The following is a 1,337-nucleotide window of genomic DNA, read 5'->3' on the forward strand; positions in this document are numbered from 1 at the left end:
CAACGTTCTCTACCACATTTAAGACACATATAATGGTTGCCGTTGTTGTTATCTTTTACCCACAAACAATTATTTTGGTTACATTCTTTTTCCATAATTTTTGTTGTTCCTAAAATTAATCTACAATTTCAGGATATGAAATGTTGCTTGATTTTGTAAGACCTAAAAACTTCCCCTTGAAGAATGTAGTAAAGGGGAATTTGGGGGAAATAATCTTCCCCCTTTTGTGATAAGGCAGATTTTCAACTATACTAAATACGACAAAATACAAGTCGGGCTGATGGAAAATTGGAAACAATGGGGTAATTTTCTGCAAAGCGTTGCTGTCGAATATAAATTGACCTTAGCAGAACAAGAGTTCTTTTTGGGAAGATTTGAAAGGATAAATTTGAAGAAAGATGAGACAGAAATTTGTCGTCTTGTCATGGGTGATGATAATGAGGAAGCTTATAAAAAACGAAAAAGGAAAGTATATCGTAAATTTGAAGCCAGCAAAAATCATATTGGAAAAAATAAGTTTCCAATCTTATTAGAATGGTTAGAAACAGAATATCAGAATCGGTACGCTCGACAACAAAATCCCAGTATTTCAACAGAATTTCCACAAAAAGTTTCTAATCCTTTTATTCCATTGACAGGAATTATAGATAATCCAAAGTTCTTTTTTAATAGAGAGCGAGAAATTAACAGAATTTTTGAGGTACTTAATAGTGGTAGTAGTGTTGCTATTATTGGCAATAGTGGTGTAGGAAAATCTTCTCTGTTGAAGGCGATCGCTCAAAAAGCTAGTCAATATCTCAGGCAACCTCGAAGGCCAATTGATATAGATTTGCAGCATATTCATAGTGATGATGATTTTTATGCAGAGCTTTGTGAACAAATTGGTATTGAAAAGTGTAGTGGGTATAAATTAAAAAGAAATATCAAGGAATATCAAATTTTGTTGTTGCTTGATGTCGTAGAAAATATGATTTATGACTGGTTTACTAATCAACTTCGTAGTCAGTTACGTGCTTTAGCAAATGATATTGTTCCTCCTTTACGTTTGGTAGTTGCTGCTTCTAAACCGCTGGATATTTTATTTCCAGATAGTGGGGAGAAAACTTCTCCATTTAAAAATATTTGTATTGAAGAATATCTTGAATCTTGGAATGAGGAAACCATTCGTGCTTTTATTGAAAGTCGCCTTCAGACTGATTTTTTGGAGCAAGAATATCAAGGAATTAAATTTAGTGAAGATGAGATTTTAGAGATTATTAAAACAAGTGGTGGCTATCCTGGTAAAGTTATGCGTCTATGTTATGAACAATTTGAGAGGAAAAAGCTATAGTATTTCT

Annotated in this window: 1 protein-coding gene; it reads left to right on the forward strand. The window is 32.9% G+C overall.

Annotated elements, in window-relative coordinates; translation table 11 throughout:
• Positions 1–280: 280 nt before the first annotated feature.
• Positions 281–1,330, forward strand: a complete 1,050-nt coding sequence (locus AC3DU7_RS15720; protein WP_488040270.1) for an nSTAND1 domain-containing NTPase — start codon at positions 281–283, stop codon at positions 1,328–1,330.
• The last annotated feature ends 7 nt before the right edge of the window (positions 1,331–1,337 follow it).

Source organism: Okeania sp., assembly GCF_983059655.1.

Excerpts from the sequence above, each read along its gene's own strand:
- AC3DU7_RS15720 (WP_488040270.1), top strand. The coding sequence starts at position 281 with ATGGAAAATTGGAAACAATGGGGTAATTTTCTGCAAAGCGTTGCTGTC.